Origin of the sequence: Brevibacterium yomogidense, assembly GCF_016107685.1 — a bacterium.
Classification (GTDB): domain Bacteria; phylum Actinomycetota; class Actinomycetes; order Actinomycetales; family Brevibacteriaceae; genus Brevibacterium; species Brevibacterium yomogidense.
The window spans coordinates 308,167-323,922 of the sequence record NZ_JABASY010000003.1; the positions used below are offsets into that span (position 1 = coordinate 308,167).

The 15,756-nt window shown below is 64.2% G+C and carries 9 protein-coding genes; 2 read left to right on the forward strand and 7 right to left on the reverse strand.

Annotated elements, in window-relative coordinates; all coding sequences use genetic code 11:
• Positions 1 to 29 precede the first annotated feature (29 nt).
• Genes JFC09_RS09840 through JFC09_RS09855 form a run of 4 tightly spaced genes read right to left on the reverse strand, consistent with a single transcriptional unit; the run spans position 30 to position 6,543 of the window.
• Complete coding sequence (locus tag JFC09_RS09840) at positions 30 to 806, reverse strand: tryptophan-rich sensory protein (RefSeq protein WP_198393836.1); 777 nt, start codon at positions 804 to 806, stop codon at positions 30 to 32.
• A 26-nt stretch (positions 807 to 832) separates the two neighbouring features.
• Positions 833 to 2,389 carry a cryptochrome/photolyase family protein gene (locus JFC09_RS09845; RefSeq protein WP_232483391.1) on the reverse strand — a complete coding sequence of 519 codons (1,557 nt, stop codon included), beginning with the start codon at positions 2,387 to 2,389 and terminating at the stop codon, positions 833 to 835.
• 2 nt (positions 2,390 to 2,391) lie between these two features.
• Positions 2,392 to 5,376 carry an FAD-binding and (Fe-S)-binding domain-containing protein gene (locus tag JFC09_RS09850; protein ID WP_198393837.1) on the reverse strand — a complete coding sequence of 995 codons (2,985 nt, stop codon included), beginning with the start codon at positions 5,374 to 5,376 and terminating at the stop codon, positions 2,392 to 2,394.
• A 3-nt stretch (positions 5,377 to 5,379) separates the two neighbouring features.
• Positions 5,380 to 6,543, reverse strand: coding sequence for a pyridoxal-phosphate-dependent aminotransferase family protein (locus JFC09_RS09855; protein WP_198393838.1), 1,164 nt, complete (start codon positions 6,541 to 6,543; stop codon positions 5,380 to 5,382).
• 363 nt (positions 6,544 to 6,906) lie between these two features.
• Here JFC09_RS09855 and JFC09_RS09860 point away from each other — a divergent pair, with 363 nt between their 5' ends.
• Together JFC09_RS09860 and JFC09_RS09865 are read left to right on the forward strand one after the other, a co-directional pair.
• Positions 6,907 to 8,304 carry an SLC13 family permease gene (locus tag JFC09_RS09860; RefSeq protein ID WP_269770495.1) on the forward strand — a complete coding sequence of 466 codons (1,398 nt, stop codon included), beginning with the start codon at positions 6,907 to 6,909 and terminating at the stop codon, positions 8,302 to 8,304.
• A 248-nt stretch (positions 8,305 to 8,552) separates the two neighbouring features.
• Entirely contained in the window at positions 8,553 to 9,308 is a 756-nt protein-coding gene (locus JFC09_RS09865; protein ID WP_198393840.1) for a DUF429 domain-containing protein, read from the forward strand.
• A gap of 44 nt (positions 9,309 to 9,352) precedes the next feature.
• Here the strand turns inward: JFC09_RS09865 and JFC09_RS09870 are convergent, their stop codons facing one another.
• From JFC09_RS09870 to JFC09_RS09880, 3 genes are read right to left on the reverse strand one after another with little or no spacing between them, the layout of a single operon-like run.
• On the reverse strand, positions 9,353 to 12,610 hold the full coding sequence (locus JFC09_RS09870; RefSeq protein WP_198393841.1) for a helicase-related protein: 3,258 nt from the start codon (positions 12,608 to 12,610) through the stop codon (positions 9,353 to 9,355).
• Positions 12,607 to 14,448, reverse strand: coding sequence for a phospholipase D family protein (locus JFC09_RS09875; RefSeq protein WP_198393842.1), 1,842 nt, complete (start codon positions 14,446 to 14,448; stop codon positions 12,607 to 12,609). Before JFC09_RS09875 ends, JFC09_RS09870 begins: the two co-directional genes overlap by 4 nt.
• Positions 14,448 to 15,692: a DUF6361 family protein gene (locus JFC09_RS09880; RefSeq protein ID WP_198393843.1), complete on the reverse strand. Its 1,245-nt coding sequence runs from the start codon at positions 15,690 to 15,692 to the stop codon at positions 14,448 to 14,450. The genes JFC09_RS09875 and JFC09_RS09880 overlap by 1 nt, the downstream gene beginning before the upstream one ends.
• Positions 15,693 to 15,756: the final 64 nt, after the last annotated feature.

Sequence of the window (15,756 nt, forward strand, 5' to 3'; positions counted from 1 at the left end):
CACCTCGTCGATCCGGGCGGCAGAGCCGGTCACCGCTGACGGGGGCGAACACCCACCGCCGTGACGAGAACTGCGACCGCGGCGATACCAGCCGCCCACACGATGACCGCGGATTCCAATTCACCGCTGGCCCGACCGACCGCGATCCACACCAGCCCCCACGACAGTGTCAGTGCAGGCGCCAACCGTCCGTGTGTGGCGAGCGCGATGCCCACACCGATGCCACCGGCCACAACGACGACTGCCACCGCCAGGAACTCCCATCCGGCGAAAGGCTCTGCGATCCATCCGGATATCCACGCCGCGATGTTGGCGATGGTCGCAACGGTGACCCATCCCAGGTAGAGGCCGAAAGTGCCATCGGTCAGCAGGGTGTCCGCCCACCCGTGCGAAGGCGATGCCTGCATGAGCAGCAGGATCCGGATGAGCACCAGCAGCAGGGCGATGATGACGACCACGCTGACGAAGACCAGCTCCAGCTGCACCGTCCAGATCCACGCGGCATTGAGTAGCGCGGAGGCTACCGCCCACGGCCTCACCGCACGCTGTCGCTCCGATCGCCGAGGTGCCGGGAAGAGCTGCCAGATCGCGTAGCCCACCAGCCCCAGGTAGATCACGCTCCAGATGCTGAAGGCACCACCGGCGGGAGCCACGGGCGTGCCATCGGCGGAGAAGGCTCCACCGGCGGCCTCGGCGATCGGGGTCCCTCCCAGCGCGCCGCTGCCGATGAAAGCTCCGATGATCGACACCGCCACAGCGGCGGCCGTGATCCCCGGCCAGACCCATGGACTCGTACGGTGTCGCATGACAACCCCTCCTGTGTCCTGGTCGGCTAGTTCTTCACTCGACGGTACTCTGCCAGTGCCTCACGGCGGGACTGTGCGACGTCGACGATCGGCTCACGCTCCTGTTCCTCGCGCGGGACCCACCTGTCCACGTACACGCCGAGGGGATCGAACCGTTCGGCCTGCCGGTGCGGGTTGAAGATCCGGAAGTACGGCGCCGCGTCGTCGCCGCTGCCGGCGACCCACTGCCAGTTGAATGGGTTCGCGCCTTCGTCCGCGTCGACGAGGGTGTCCCAGAACCACTGCTCGCCCTTCCTCCAGTCCTGGAGGAGGTTCTTCACGAGGAACGATGCGGTCACCATGCGCACGCGGTTGTGCATGTACCCCGTCTCCCAGAGCTCACGCATCCCCGCATCGACAAGCGGCACCCCGGTGCGACCCCGCTGCCATGCGCGCAGCGCCTGCGGGTCGTCGTCCCATGCGAAGTCGTCGAATTCGGGCCGGATATTCTCGCTGTCCAACTGCGGGAGCACTGCTCGCCGATGCCACGCGAATTCCCGCCACAGCAGCTCGCCCCGGAATGCCTCCGCGTCCCCAGAGGACATTGCCTCACTCGCGAATTCCACGTTCCGGTGCCACACCTCGTGCGGCGACAGTTCCCCGAACCGCAACCGCGGGGACAACAGCGAGGTGCCGCTCTGGTCGGGTCGGTCCCGCCTCTGGTCGTACCCGTCGAGCACGTCCCCAAGCTCCTCAAGTCGCGCACGCGCGGCAGCCTCACCCGGCGTCCACGTCTGCCGGAGACCGCCCGCCCAATCCGGTGCCGTCGGCAACCACCCGCGCTCACCCAGCGCATCAGCGAAACCGTCCGCGTCGAACCACGTCGACAGATGGCGCCCCGCCACCGTCGCGCTGAGATCCCCCTCCACCGTTGTTCCGGGGTCCCCTGCAACGCTCGTGCCGGGGTAGCCCGCGACCGCCGCGCCGGGGTCCCCCGCGGACGCCTCACCCGCCTGTACGGGTCCCCGCAGTTCCCGAGGCCGTGGATGCGGTTCACGCGGCTCAGGGCGAGACCGGCAGGCGCGAGCGAAAGCCGAATACACCTTGTACCCGCTGCCGTCGTCCTTCGTCACCGTCCAGGGCTCATGCAGGAGGAATGCGGCGAACGACTCGACGGCGACACCGTCTTCCCGCAGACGGCTCATGAGTGCAGCGTCGACGTCACGGTGCGGCCGGTGGTACCGGCGGTTCCACACGACGTGGGACGCCTCGACCTCCTGCACGACCTCCGGAACCACGACGCACGGATCCCCCGCCGCGAGCACGAGCGGGACGCCGTACTGCCGGATGTCCTCCGCCAGTGCTGTGAGCGAATGATGCAGCCACCACCGGCTCGCCGCACCCGGCGTCCGCGCGCCCGCCACCTCTTCATCGATGTGCAGCGCCACCACGGTTCCCGTACGGGCAGCGGAGAGGAGTGCCGGATTGTCGGCGAGCCGCAGGTCGTCCCGCACCCACCAGAGAGCCATCGCCCGGTCCCCGTCGCGCTCGTCGGGTCCGTCGCACTCGTCCCGCCTGTCGCAGCCGTCGCGCCCGTCGCCCATACTCAGACCGTAACCGCCTCCGGCAGCTTCATCGCTCGCGCGGAGAACTCACCCGGCACCGCCGCCACACCCGTGAGCAGCTGTGCCAGGGTCACGCCCTCCACGTTCGCCAGGTCGCTCGCCTGGGTCCGGCACGAATACCCGTCCGCCAGGTAGATCGAATCCGCCGGCGCGTCACGCAGTGCCGGCAGCAGCGCGTTCTCCGCGACGGCGACGGACACCTCGTAGTGCCCTGCCTCCATCCCGAAGTTCCCCGCCAGACCACAGCATCCGGCAAGCTCACGCACGGTCGCGCCCGTCCGCTCCAGCAGCTTGCGGTCCGCGCCGTACCCCATGACGGAGTACTGGTGGCAGTGCGGTTGCACGACGATCGTCCGCCCGGTGAGATCCGGGACGTCGAGCTGGGAGTCGACCAGGACCTCGGCGACGGTGCGGGTGCGTGCAGCGATCGTCTTCGCCCGCATGTCGTCGGGGAACAGATCGACCAGGTCGCTGCGCAGCACCGCGGTGCAGCTGGGTTCGATCCCGACGATCGGGATCCCCTTCTGCGCGTACGGCGCCAGCACCTCCATGGTGTTCGTGAGCCGCCAGCGGGCGGCATCCAGCTGCCCGGTGGAGATGAGCGTGAGCCCGCAGCACGCCTGCGACGGGGGCAGGAGCACCTCGAAGCCGGCCTGCTCGAGGACTTCGACGGTCGCGCGGGCGCCCGCGTCGGACAGGTACTCGGAGAACGAGTCCGCCCACAGCAGCACCTGCGGCTTCTGGCCACGGCGCACGGAGCCGCTCTTCACGTACTCCCCGCGGACCAGCTCGTCCCGGTGCTCGGCGCCCGCAGCACCAACACCGCCAACACCCTCGCCAGCAGCACCGCCACCGCCAGAACCAGCACCCGCTCCCCCGCCGGCGACGTTCTTCTTCGCCCACCGGGAGAACCGCTGCGTGTTGAACGCGACCATGCCGCGGCGGGCGTCCATCCCGCCGCCTGCCAGCACGATCTTCGCCAGCGGTTTGAAGGACAGCGCGGCGTTCGCAAGCGCAGACACACCCGGCACCGTCGTGAGCAGCTTGCCCCACAGCGGCAGCCAGCCCAGCGAGTAGTGGGACATCGGGCGCACCCTGCCCTTGTAGGTGCGGTGGAGGACCTCCGCCTTGTACTGGGCCATGTCCACGCCTGCGGGGCAGTCGCTGCCGCACGCCTTGCAACTGAGGCACAGGTCCAGGGAATCGTGGACGGCCTGGCTGTTGAATGCGTCGATGAGTCCGCCGTTGGTGACCTCCTGCAGGACGCGTGCCCGGCCCCGCGTGGAGTCCTTCTCGTCCTTCGTCGCCAGGTACGACGGGCACATGAACCCGCCTGCCGCGGACGTGTCCGCCCGGCACTTGCCCACGCCCACGCACCGGTGGACGGCGTTCGTGAAACTGCCCTTGTCGTGGGCGAACGCGAACCCGCCGGAGGTCGCCCCGATGGAGATCGCCTGCGGCCTGCGCAGGTCCTGATCCAGCGGCAGCGGGTCGACGATGACGCCGGGGTTGAGCAGGTTCTGCGGGTCGAAGAGCCGCTTGACCTCCTCGAGCGCGTCGACGGCCTCCTGCGAATGCTGGAGGGCCAGCAGCTCGGACCGTGCCCGGCCGTCGCCGTGCTCGCCGGAGGCCGATCCCCCGTAGCGCGCGACCAGTCTGCCCGCGTCCATGAGGAAGTCGCGGAAGATCTCCGTGCCGCCGGGCTGGTCGAAGGGGAAGTCGGTGCGCATGTGGACGCACCCGTCGCCGAAGTGACCGTATGGCAGCCCCGTCACCCCGTAGCTGTTCATGAGGTCGTCCTGCTCGCGCAGGTAGTCGCCCAGGACCTCGGGCGGGACGGCGGCGTCCTCCCAGCCGGTCCACGCCGGGTCACCGGCCGCGGTGCGACCGGCCAGGCCGCCGGCGTCCGCGCGGATGCGCCAGAGGGTCGACGCCTCGGGCCCGGCGGGGATGATCCGGTACGAATCGGTACCCGAGTCCGCCGCGATCACCTTCGCGTTCGCGACGGCTTCTTCCGCCGAGGCCCCACCCACCTCGATCAGCAGCCACCCCGATCCTGCGGGCAGCTCCGGGACCGCCTCCTTGCCCTTGTGGGCGCGGACCATGTCCATGAGGCGGGAGTCGATGCCCTCGACCGCCAGCGGGCGGTGCGGCAGGACGCGGGGGACGGCGTCCGCGGCCTGGAACATGTCCGGGTAGCCCAGGGCGAGGATGGTGGGCGACTGCGGCAGGTCGCCCAGGGACACCACCGCTTCCGTGATCGTCGTGAGCGTGCCCTCGCTGCCCACGAGGAACTTCGCGAGATTCGGCTTGTTCTCCGGCAGCAGGTGCTGCAGTGCGTATGCGGACGCCTGCCTGCTGAACCGGCCGAACTCCGTGCGGATCACCGCCAGGTGCTTCGCTGCGATGTCGGACAGTCCCGGCACCGGGTCCAGTCCGGCACCTGCCGTGAAGGCGCGGCCGGTGCCGTCGATGACGTCCATCTGGACCGTGTTGTCGACGGTGCGGCCATAGGAGATGGCGTGCGGTCCGCACGAGTTGTTGCCGATCATCCCGGCGATCGTCGCGCGGTTCTGCGTGGACGGGTCAGGGCCGAACCGCAGGCCGTGCGGGGCGCCCGCCTTCTGCAGGTCGCTCATGAGCACGCCCGGCTGCACGCGCGCGATCTTCTGGACCGGGTCGATGTCCAGCACCTGGTTGAGGTGGCGGGAGAAGTCGATGACGACCCCCGTGCCGATCGCGTTGCCCGCCTGCGAGGTGCCACCACCGCGCGAGGTGATCGGCACCTTGTGCGCCCGGGACACGTCGAGGATGGCGGTGACGTCCGCGGTCGTCCTGGGGAAGGCGACCACCTGCGGGACGACCCGGTAGTTCGAGGCGTCCACCGCATATTCGGCCAGCCGCCGCTCCGACGTGTCGACAGTGCCTTCGATGCTGGCGGTGAGGTCTGCGATGAAATCGCTCATGGGTCACGAGTCCTTGAGGACCTCGAGGGCGGCTTCGACACCGCCGGACTTGATGGGGACACCGGCCAGCTGCAGGCCCATCTGGACACCCGCGAGCGTGCCGGCGAGCGTGAGGTCGCTCAGATCGCCCAGGTGGCCGATGCGGAACACCTTCCCCTTGAGCTTCGAGAGACCCGCACCCAGCGACATGTTGAACTTCTCGAGGATGAGTGCACGCAGCTGATCCGCGTCGTGGCCTTCCGGCATGACGACGGCGGTGAGGACCGGTGAGTGCTCGGCCTCGTTCGTGCAGAGCACCTCGAGGCCCCACGCGTTGACCGCTGCCCGTGTCGCCTTCGCGAAGCGCTCATGGCGGGCGAAGACGTTCTCCAGGCCCTCCTCGTGGAGGATCCGCAGGGCTTCCTTCAGCCCGTAGAGGAGGTTCGTGTTGGGCGTGTAGGGGGTCTGCCCGTTCTTGCCGGAGGCGAGCATCTCCGTCCAGTCCCACACAGACTTGGGCAGCGTCGACTTCGCGTGTGCATCGAGCGCCTTCTGGCTCACCGCGTTGAAGGACATGCCCGGTGGGAGCATGAGCCCCTTCTGCGACCCGGACACCGTGACGTCGACTCCCCATTCGTCGTGGTGGTAGTCCACGGAGCCCAGGGAGGAGATGGTGTCGACCATGAGCAGTGCAGGATGGCCCGCTGCGTCGATCGCCTGACGGATCTGCGGGATGCGGCTGGTGACGCCGGTGGAGGTCTCGTTGTGGACGACCAGGACGGCCTTGAAGCGGTGGCCCGTGTCCTGTTCGAGTGCCGCCTGGATCTTCTGCGGATCCGCGCCCGTGCGCCAGTCGCCAGGGATAACGGTGGGCCTGAGCCCCCACCTCTCCGCCTGCGCCTTCCACAGCGAGGAGAAGTGGCCTGTTTCGAAGCAGAGGATCTCATCGCCCGGGTTCAGTGTGTTCACCAGCGCGGCTTCCCACGCGCCCGTGCCCGTCGCGGGGTAGATGACGACCTGATTGGCCGTGTCGAAGATGTCCGCCATGCCGGTGAGCACGTGGGAGAAGAGCTCCTGGAACTCCGGTCCCCGGTGGTCGATAGTGGGCATGGAGATGGCGCGCAGCACCGTGTCCGGGACGTTGCTGGGGCCGGGAATCTGCAGGAAATGCCGTCCGCTGTGAGTCATTGTCTTCTTCCCTTTCAGGCGAGGGTGTTGCGCGAAGAATAAGCGTGGAATCCGCGGGATGGAAGGTCGATGAAGAATGCGATCACAGAATCACCGCTGATTCCACGATGCGACATCGGGTTTTCAGATTTTTACGCTACCACAGGCGGCAGGGCACGAAGAACCCCCTGACAAGATGTGGACACACACTAACGCCATACCTTTTTAGCAATAAACAGTCGTTCGAGAAGCAATGTTTTTCAGTATGGGTGAAACGCTTGACGCGACCCCCGGGCCGCGTGCAAGATTTCACAATGACTGGTGATTGATTTCACATTCCGAAATCCAGAAAGAGCGGCACAGGCGCCTCCCTTTCCTTCCTTGATGCACTCTCACATCGCATTGGAGCGAAATGTGTCTCTAGAAATTGCGTCAATACTCGTCCTCGTGGCGCTGTTCGTGGTCGCCACGTTCACCTCCGTCCACATGGGTGCACTGGCACTCATGGCGACGTTCCTGTTCGGCACCCTGGTGCTGGGCGAGGACGTCGACACACTGCTGTCCGGGTTCCCCGCGGATCTCTTCCTCATCCTCGTGGGCGTCACGTACCTGTTCGCGCTGGCGAAGGACAACGGGACGGTCGACTGGATGGTGCAGGAACTCGTGAAGGTGGTGGGCGGCAGAGTCTCGCTCATCCCCTGGGTGTTCTTCGTCGTCACCGCGATCCTCACCGGATTCGGTGCGGTGGTCCCTGCGGCGATCGCGATCATCGCGCCCATGAGCATGGGCTTTGCGAAGCGCTATGAGATCCGGCCGCTGCTCATGGGCCTCATGGTCATCAACGGCGGCACCGCCGGCGGCTTCTCCCCCTTGAGCATCTTCGGCACGATCACCAACCAGGTCGTCGTCCGCAATGATCTGCCGGGCAGCCCGGTGCTGCTGTTCCTCGCGTCGTTCGCGTTCAACGTCGTCCTCGCACTGGTCTGCTTCGCGATGTTCGGCGGACGTGACCTCATGGGCAAGAAGGACAAGGGCCACGGACTGGAGGACACCGGCGGTCGCGGCACAGGGCCTGCGAAGATGCCGGACACCCCGCGCAGCGACCCGGAGCGCCGCGCCGCACGCCGGTCCGTGCAGACGACGATGGTGAGGGACGAAGAGGCGGAGGAAGCGGTCACCAGCCTGGACCGCAACCGCATCATCACGCTGATCGGCCTCATCGTCCTCGCCGTCGCGGTCATTCCGCCGTTCAACCAGGACGTGGGCTTCACCGCTATCTGCATCGCAGTGGTCATCTCCCTCTTCTCCCCCAAGGTGAGCAAGGGTGCCGTGAGCAAGGTCGCGTGGCCGACCGTCCTGCTGATCTGCGGCATCGTCACCTACGTGGGGCTGCTGGAGCGCCTGGGCACCATCGACTGGCTGGGCGGGCAGGTCGCGAACCTGGGCGCACCGCTGTTCGCCGCGCTCATCATCTGCTTCATCGGCGCAGTCGTGTCCGCGTTCGCGTCCACCACCGGCATCCTGGGAGCGCTCATCCCGCTGGCCGTGCCGTTCCTGCTCACCGGTGACATCGGAGAGATCGGGCTCATCATCGCCCTGGCGATCTCCTCCTCCGTCGTCGATTCGAGCCCGTTCTCCACGTCCGGAGCGCTGGTCGTGGCGAACTCGCCCGAGGATCAGCGCGACAGGGTCTTCAAGCAGCTCATGGTGTGGGGCTTCTCCATGGTCGTCATCGCACCGATCGTCACGTGGCTGCTGTTCGTCGTCCCCGGCTGGGGCTGACCGCCAGCCTTCCGTGAGTGACCGTGAAGCGTCCCGTTGAGAACTTTCAACGGGGCGCTTCACGCATGTGCTGGGAGGTCTCAGCTCTCTGGCTTGTGCGCCTTGCCGTCCAGCCACAGCCCAGTGGACTCGTTGTGGGTGCCAAGTAGAAAGACTCTGCGGGGCTTAAGAGAGCGTCTTTCACAGAACGCCCGGTGCCCAGAAAGCAGAACAGACCCGAAGACTTCACACCTCGTATGGTGTGAGGTGTGTTCACTATTGGAGTCGACCTTGCAGCGGGCCCAGAGGGGACTGCGCTTGCGCGAATCGACTGGACGGGCACATCAGCAGGCCTGGTACGAGTACAGGTCGGAATCGACGACTCTCCTATCGTCGACGCCTCACGCGGCGCGACAGCGGTGGGCATCGACTGCGCGTTCGGGTGGCCGGTCGAGTTCGTCGACTTCCTTACTGAGCACGCCTCTGGGCGGCTACCCCCACGATCTCTCACAGGCAAGGACTGGCGACGGCAGCTGTCGTACCGGCACACCGATCGGTTCGTCCGCGACATCACTGGCCGGTGGCCTCTGAGTGTGGCGACCGACCGCCTTGGTCTCACGGCGATGCGCTGTGCGGAGCTGCTCTCCGCGTTCTCCCTCGCGGGTGAGGACGTCGACCGCTCCGGCAGTGGCCGGCTGGTCGAGGTCTATCCAGCAGCGGCACTGCGGTGCTGGGACATCCCGGTTGCCGGGTACAAGAGGCATGCGAGCAAGCGGATTGAGGCGCTCGACAACCTCTTGTCAGCGGCACCGAGGTTGGAGATCACTCCCGACCAGAGGGTCGTCCTAGAGCGCTCCGACGACGCTTTCGACGCCGTTGTCTCTGCACTCGTTGCGGGAGCTCATGCCCGCGGTCATACCTCGCCGCCGCCACATGAGCTTCAGGACGCAGCTCAGGTCGAAGGCTGGATTGCACTGCCGACGTCGCCCCTCGAATCGATCGTGTCTCCGGCCGACCCACGCTGACGAACGAAGAACGCGACCCACTGGATCACGTAGTCAGCGTCGTGTCATCGAGCGGCAGTCCCTTCTGGTTCGCTTTCACCGCTCGAACTACGAGCACCGGTTGGACCCGGTGGTGACAGATCGATCCTCAGATTCGCACTGTGAGAGCCCAGGAATCGAATGAGTTCTTCCTGCCGTGGCTGTCCCATGACGAATCTGTACGCGCCGACAGTCCGCACCAGCGAGCGGTAGTGACGGCTTTCTCTGCTCAACGGCATTGCAGGCACGTATCGTTCGATCTTTGCTTCCCCACTCTTCACCCAGTAGGGGTCGAGTAGGGAGTCTCCGTCGGGTCGTGCGTCCTCAGCTTCCAAGAACATTCGGTGCCACGGGTCGCCTACCGGTTCTCCGAGCGCATGCTGCGCGTATTCGGCGGCGATGTTCTTGCGCACAGCATGACCTTTGTACCGGTGGACACGACCTTCCCGCTGTTCGAGGTCCACGGGGTTGGACGGGAGGTTCCAATGAACGACGGCATGGCTGTATGTATGGAAGTCGAGGCCCTCCTGACCGACAGAAGTGCTCGCGAGGACAAACGGCCAGAACGGCGAATTGAAACCTTCGCGCACAGTTGCTTCACGATCCGACGCACCCTCGCTCGATGGAACGCGTCCGAAGCGTGCCGCGATATGCGAGTTCACAGGGTGTGTTTCGACGGTGGCCCGACTACGTCTCACACGCACGTCGAGGACGCTGTTCTGAGCGGTTCGTGTGGAGGCGGACCGGTGGATCTGGTCCGCCAGATTGTCGGCCTGGTCAGCTGCGGAGGTGCCACTCGGTTCTGCACCTCCGAGCATGTGGGCGTATTCGTCCAGAACGGCCTGGAGGTTTCCCTCGAAGCAGTACCGAAGGACCTGCCTCCAATATGAGTCAGCGTCTTCACTCGAGTCGCCCGTCGCACCGCGAACGATGGCTGTCATGGTGGGTCGGTTGAAAAGATTGCGCAAGCCGAGAGCGGCGTGAAGGGCGTGCTTCCGAACCTCTGCGTCGTAGAGCGCGTTGGAGCCCTCTGTCATTCGCGTCACCGCACGCAGTGCGCAGACCCCAGGTGCCGCAGCCGCGACCACTGTGAGTACGGTAGCGAGGTCCTCCGGTGGCGGACCCATTTCCTCGAGGAGCGGATTCAGAGCCCACTGGGCATGATCGGACAGCCGTATTCCCCCATCGCCATCAGTCCAGGCGTCCTGGGGAACGTCTGCGTCCCACCCCTCACCGGCTGCTGCAGCGCGATCAAGGAGGAAAGGTGCGACACCGTACCAGCGGCGACGAAGCCCCTCGGCCCCCGGTTGCGGGTGAATGCCGGCTTCATTCAGCATTGCTGTTATCCGCGCTTCCACGTGTTGCCCGTACGCTTCAAGATCCAGTGGAAGCTCATGTCCAACTTCTTGCGCCACCGCCAGCGGGTCACCTACGCGAGCAAGAGTGGGAGACGGGTAGACGACGCCAAGGTTCGGTAGATTCCGGGGGAGATCGCGATCCGCATCCCACCCGAACCTCAATGGCGCGGAAACTGAGCGATCGTCGTATGCGCGCCCCCTCTGTGACTCTGAGGGTGACGCAGTGACTGCGAGTCGTTCCATCTCATAACTCACAAGCGACGCGATTGTCTTCGGAACGACATTCCAGGCCGAAAAGATCAGTTTCTTTGTGAAGCGCTGCGCTTCAGGGCTCGCGTATACGCCCCCTGGTTCAAAGTACGGAAGCGACGGGCTGATCCATGCCAACTTCCATGCTCCACTCGACGTGAGGTCACCGATCAACGCACGGAGTTTCGGATTCGCAGGGTCGACGCGTTTATAGTTGCGGATCGACGACCACGGCAGCAGTGATTCCCTGTGGTTTCGGAGAGCGCTAAGCAGTTCTTCGTTGTCGGCGTCCAGGCCGCTGAGGAACTTCTCGTGTGTCTGGTAACCGGTCGCGTCCATCATGTTGTGTGTATAGGGTCCGGAACGCCAGTATTCGAAAGCTCCCCCGGCCCCGATCGCATGCGAGATATCGTCGAGCGCGCGCCATCCTCTGACATCAGAAGGTGTGAGGGCGAGGTCGCCGAACTCCTTCTCTTCTAGCATCCCGTCCCTGTCCGCAGTGGCGGCAAGACGTTCTGTTCGGGACATGACGGAACGCAGAGCTTGCTCCGCATCCGCCCGAGCCCGTTCTGCTCGTTCCACCCCCTCGTCACTGCCTACGAGGATTCCCTTCCTCATGAGGCTCAACGACCGGGTGATCTCCTGTGCCTTCTCTCGTCCGGCTAAGAAGGACACGGTGTCAGTGAAGTCCCGATAGTGGTCGTCGCCGTCGGCCTCGTCGGGCAACGTGTACATCTTGTATGGAGTCGCCGAGAGGACGAGAGTCTTCGCTCCTTCGCCATTAATCACTCGTTGAGCCAGCTTCTGGGCCTGAGGGATGACAAGAGATTCGTCGTCCGCGAACAGGTCTTTGAAGCGTTGAAACTCATCGAGGATCACCAGATCAGGCTGAAGACGTTCAAGAGCCGCATTCGCCATAGCCACGCGCATGCGAGCGATGACCGGGTACCGAGAGCGGCGCAGCTCTTCCGTCCGATGGGGAGTACGAGCCCACCTCGCTTGGTGGTCGAACAACTCCTCGAGGAAGGGGTTCCCGTCGGACCCTCTTTCATCTTCAAGGTGTGCCCTAAAAGACGTAAGGATGTCCGCTGGTACCTGTTCCTGTTTCTGCGACCACGAGAGTTCGTCGTCGAACCTCTCGACGGCGGCTCGTCCCGCGAGGTACGTCGACCAGGATCTCCGTGTGAAGTCGATTGCGGGAAAAGCGCCGGCAAGCATGCGGTGCAGGAGGACCCGTTCAGACACCGTTCCAGCGCCGGTTCCAAAATTCAGGGATGTTCCCGGCGTGAAGGCAATGACCTGCACCCGGTGCTCTCGCGAGCTTCCCATGGTTCGCGGAAGCATGGTGAGCCGGTCAGCGTTTGCCTGCACGTCGCCGTCTGTGAGCTGAGCCAGGCGCGCAAGATTCTGCCGTGCGATCTGATGATTGGAGCAGATGTACACGATCGTGATCGGTTTGCCGGAGCGTTCTGAGTCGACCCAGAGATGGTCGATCGCACGCGCGGCGACCCCCTTCGCGACCATTGTCTTCCCCAAGCCCACCTCGTCTGCGACGAGGAAACGATTCACTGCATCATCGTCACCCCACAGGCGCGCGTACACGTGGTCTACCGTCGCGCGCTGGAACGGTTTCAGTCCCGCGAGGACCGCATCGACGTCGAGGCGCTCTTCACTCATGCCAAGCCCCCTGGAGAAACTGACTCGAGCACAACGTCCCACATCATCAAGAACTCGGGCGGGATCTTTTCGTCTGCGTCCGGGATGCTGCGGAGCTCGTCTATCTGATGCGCGATCTTTGCGAGTTCGCGAGGCTGCCGAGTCGCATGCATGAGTGGTTCGAACAGCACGACGGGCGGCAGCCCACCATCGGGCAGTGAATCGTCATTCAGCATGAGCGACAGTGAGGAATCAGTGTCTCCCTTCACCTCGGACGCTACTGGAGCCGTGACCGGGTCGAGTCCCAGCAGCAAGGCTAGGTACCTCAGCACGCTGGCAGGATTGGAGAGAATTGCCGCCAATGCAGCCTTCCGTCGGTCTACGGCATCACCTGTCAGCTCACAGGTGATCACGCATCGGCGGGTGATGGTCCCCGCGCCGTACGTAGCGGTCGTCTCGACTGCGAGGAACGTGGTGATGCTGGCCGGTGCGACGGTCCATGGGTGATCGCTTCGCAAGTTGCGCACGTCCGTGTCGACTGTATAGAGCCACACCTGTGTCGTCTCGGACAGCTCGTCGTCCGGCGGCTCCAGCACGAGCCGAGCAGTCACTGAGTCCTGGTCGATGATCGATAGGTTGAGTGCCGGCTTGCTGCGCGCGAGCCGCCGGTGGAAATTTTCTATCTGATATCGAATGGCACGTTCAGCGTCGGTTTCGGGATCCCACCGCTCCGGTGAGTATGGCTCGATGATGGACGACAGCCCTACGGGACCGTCTCCAGCGCTCAATACCTCGTCGACTCCAGTGGTACGTGTGGGGCCATGCAGAACAACATTGAACTCCACATTCCGTGTCCAGGCAGATTGAGTGAAGTTCGCGCTCCCGGTCACTGTCAGCGATTCGCCTTCCTGACCGTCAATGATCGCAGTTTTCGCGTGAAGACCGGTCTCAAACGCCCACGGCGCAGCCCCGCGCGAGCTATCCATGTCGGGTTCCGTGTCTTCGTCGTCGGGTTGATCAACTGCTGTGTGCAAGACGAAAGTGTCCCAGGATGCCAAACCTTTCCGACCAAGCTCGTTCATGGAGTCCGCGCGAGAGATCAACATCGCGTCGGGGGCAGCGGCACGCGCGACTTCCAGTTGAGTTGCGGCTAGGAACGGGCTGATGACGAGGGTTCGCACCGCAGACTGGGGGAAGGACCATGAAGCCTCCCCCAATCCCATCGGAACGAGTTCTCCTCGGGTGAATGGTGGCGGAGCAGACAGCCGAATAGCAGACAGCGTTCTCGCAAGGTCGTCGACTGCGTGCCGACGCTTGGCAGAAGCGGGTCTGATGCTCATCTCTGGAAGCGTTCTGATGAAATCTGCGGCGGGAGCTGCGTCGATCACACCATCGGAAGCCTCTTCGAGTACCAGGACGGTGTCCCATGAAGTGTCTTGTGTGAGGTTTCGGCTTGTCACGATGACCCGGTGATAGAACTCGTTGTCATCGTTCACATAGCGGACGGCCCACATTTTGGGGTGGAAACTACCTTCCTGGTCTGGTGAGTCCACTTCGACAACGCTGTCTTCGAGGAATGCAAAGATCCGACTGTGGGAAACCGGGATATGGATTCCGCCGGCCTGAACGAAGACAGTCGTGCGGTCGATGTGACGCTGTACCGCGTCCAGAGTCGTGATCGGGTCGTTAGCGATCGCGGTTCCGATGTCATCAGCACTTGCCATGGCGAATGACATCGGTGCGACGAGAATCGATTCGAGGGTCAAAGAGTAGGTCGTGGCAACGGCGTGGTCGATATCGAAGTCGGGTGGCGGGCGCAACGCGTCGGTCAGGAGCACCTGATCATCAGGGCTGAGCATCAGTCAGTTCCCCTCACGTCGTAGAGATCCTGCAGATGCTGGACCACGTAATTCCAGCGGAAGTTGTTGCGGCCTGTTCCAGCGGCACCCGACCACGCGTCAAGTGCTCGCCGGTTGCCAGCGGCGAGACGAGCGCGTGCCCCCTTCTTCTCTCGCTCTCGCGATACGATTCGCTGGTTGACGTCAGCCGATTTGATGAGCTGGTCGGCAGTGGTTGCAGCGTCGACCGATGCGATCCAGTCCCGCACAAACGTCATGGTGGATCGGGACAATGCCCGGCCGGTGGCTGTCACCATGAGCCAGATTTGATTCTGCTCTTCTGCGGTGGGCGTCCCTTCTGCCTGCGCCTCATCGAACCACTCGCGAATCCAGTCGATGTAGTGACCTTCGTACGTTGTTTCATCGTCGATGTAGCGGCCTGTTCGTCGAGCGAGGACGAGGTTGTACACAAGACTGGCGCCATGGACGGCGATCGCATACTTCTTCGCACGGGTCACGAGACCCCGCAGGTCCGGTGGGAGGTCGACTGCGATCTCCGGCGAAGCGAAGGAGTCCGGAGCACTATTCAAGTCGGTCCACGATGTCGGCTGATTTTCCACCAAGTGTGCAAGGAACGAACCAGGAGCACGATGAGTAATCGCCTCCCGTAAGAACTGCGCGTCTTCTGGCCTCAAGGTGAAATCGGCAGCGCTCAGAAAGTCCGGTGGCGCCGCGGGGAGTCCTTCGTGCAACCCAGTCGGGGTGAGATCAAGTGCAGCCTCAGGATCGTCTGCACGTGGAAGGACACGCCGTTGCTCCCGCCTCAGCAGGCAGCGTTCGAAGTACTCCCTCACGGTGAAGCCTCGCTCGAAAACACCCCATGTGGAGAGCATGCCCCAGTAGACGGTGGAGGCCGTGCGTTTGAGGTCCGAACCCGCTACTCGGCCGATGACTCCTTCGGCCTCCCCACCGTTCAGGAGAGACTGCGTCAGCTGGAACTCGCTACGCGTGAAGGCCGCAGACATCTCTGACACTGTTGCGTTGCGCTCACTCGCTAACTGCATCGTCCACGGGACGAACAGTGCATAGCGAATGCGCGTGTGCAGTGTAGATGTGCCGGGAAACAGCGTGTCAGAAAAAGCATCGCGAATTCCGCCGAGCCCTAAGTCATCGACCGTCGTCGAATCACGGAACTGGTCCACGATTTCCATCATGCGACGGCGCTGCTCTGCATCCGTCGCTACCCATCCGAACACTGAAGACATAGTTCCAGCCTGAACCGTCACGGGCTCAGCAACGAAGTACAACTCGCGGAACGTCTAATCTCAG